Origin of the sequence: Nocardia farcinica, from assembly GCF_029867845.1 — a bacterium.
Taxonomy (GTDB): domain Bacteria; phylum Actinomycetota; class Actinomycetes; order Mycobacteriales; family Mycobacteriaceae; genus Nocardia; species Nocardia farcinica_A.
This window is the reverse complement of sequence record NZ_JARWRU010000620.1, coordinates 1-1,567: the sequence shown is the minus strand read 5'-3', so window position 1 is coordinate 1,567 and position 1,567 is coordinate 1. Positions and strand designations below refer to the sequence as shown.

Sequence of the window (1,567 nt, the reverse complement as noted above, 5' to 3'; positions counted from 1 at the left end):
AGACATGACCATCCTCTTATCACGGCGGGCGAAGGCGGGTCCAACCCACAATCCTGCCCGACACGCCGAGAGCTGTCATCCGGCGGGTGCGCAGCTCCGAATCAGATCCGTAGGTCGTCCCTTCGGAATGAGGTAGCCAATGGGCAAGCACGCTGCGGGCACACACAACCGGCCCGCCGCTGGACACCGCAGTTTCGCCTTGCGTCCCGCGACCGTGATACTCAGCGGGGCGGTCTGCGCGGCCGTGGTGGGCACCACACCCGCGTTCGCCGACGATCGACCGGTCGGCACGCCGGTCGGAGCACTCCCCGCACTCCCCGGAGCCCAGGGCTTGGCGCCCGGTTCCGGGCCGCTGGACACCTGGGCCTTCGGCGCGCCGACGCTCGCGCAGGCCGATGTGCTGGCCCAGGTCTACACCGGCGCCCCCGGCCCGGCGCGCACGGTGCTCGAGTCACTGGGCTACGCCCCGGTGGAGGTGGCCACCACCCCCGCCGCCACGCCGATCACCGAGCCCGAGCCCGCCCCGCCCGCGGTGGCCGACCCGCTGCCGGGCAACCAGGTGCGCATCGGCAGCATCCAGGTCGAACGGCCCGACTTCATCCCCCCCGACATCGCCGCGCAGATCAACGACATCGCGCTGACCGCGGAGACCGGCCTGTCCGACGCCCTCGACACCACCGGCATGGACCCGGCACGCTCGGATGTCATCGCGGAGAAGGTCATCGGCGACGCGGCCATCGGCGCCATGGTCGGCAACACGCTGTCCTCGCCCATCTCCAGCGCGGGCGCGATGGTCGGGGCCATGGCCGGGTTCATCGCGGGCATCCCGTTCCTGCCCGCGGGCCTGGTGGTGATGCCGGTGATCGGCGCGGTCATGGGCTACGCCTTCGTCGCCGCCCCCGCCGTGGCGGCGGGCGCGCTCATCGGAGGCGCGGTCGGCGCGATCGAGGGCTCGATGGTGCCGCTGGAATCCGATCTGCCCGCACCGCCGCCCACCGCCTGAACGCGCGTCGCCTGAGCGCGCGTCGCACACACCGAGCCGGGCTCGCGGGACTTCTCCGCGGGGCCCGGCTCGGACTCTCGGTCCCCACGGCCGAGCCTTCCGGCCTCCACGCCAGAGCTGTCGTCGGCGTGCCTCGACTCTTCGTCGTGCATCCGATCGCGCTGCCGCTCCGAATTCCTTCCACAGGTCCTCCCTTCGGAATGAGGTAGCCCATGGCAACTTCCACCAGGCCCGACGTTCCACACCGCAGCTTCGCCCTGCGCGCCGCAACCGCCCTGGTGGCGGGCGCTGTGTGCGCCGCGGTAGCCGGGACCACGCCCGCGGCGGCCGAGGAACAGCCGTTCACCACCCCGGTCGGGCAACTGCCCGGCCAACTCCAACTGCCCAGCCAACTGACCGACGCGCTCGGCCTCGGCCCGGACCCGCTGGCCGCCTTCGGCTTCGGCACACCTGCCCTGCCGCCGCCCGCCGCGCCGGTCCCGCCGCCCGCACCGCCCGACCTCGTCGGCATGGTGACCTCGGCGCTCGGCATCGCGCCGCTGACTCCGCTGCCCGCCCCCGCGC

General features: G+C 73.3%; 1 protein-coding gene and 1 pseudogene. Both read left to right on the top strand.

The window, feature by feature from the left end:
• Positions 1-139: 139 nt before the first annotated feature.
• Positions 140-1,003, top strand: a complete 864-nt coding sequence (locus QH283_RS13665; protein ID WP_280503376.1) for a hypothetical protein — start codon at positions 140-142, stop codon at positions 1,001-1,003.
• A 212-nt stretch (positions 1,004-1,215) separates the two neighbouring features.
• Positions 1,216-1,567: pseudogene (locus QH283_RS13660) on the top strand (hypothetical protein); the annotation flags it as partial.